The following is a 228-nucleotide window of genomic DNA, read 5'->3' on the forward strand; positions in this document are numbered from 1 at the left end:
CGTACATGGCGCGGTCGGCCGAGCCCATCCAGTCGTCCAGGCCGCGGTGGTGCGGAGCCAGCAGGGCCACGCCGATGCTGACCCCGACCCGCAGGCCGGGCGAGCGCGCCGGGTCCAGCGCGGCGACGGCCTCGCGCAGGCGGTTGGCGACCGCTTCGCCCTCGGTCAGGCTCGCCGCCAGCAGCAGGGCGAACTCGTCACCCCCCAGGCGCGCCGGGAAACCGCCGG

1 protein-coding gene is annotated in these 228 nt (G+C 77.6%); it reads right to left on the bottom strand.

The genetic code is table 11. The features are described 5' to 3' along the window. Positions 1-228: diguanylate cyclase (locus SB775_RS34630; RefSeq protein ID WP_410865811.1), on the bottom strand; the 228-nt coding region annotated here is incomplete at both ends.

It is taken from the genome of Peribacillus sp. SIMBA_075, from assembly GCF_046534585.1.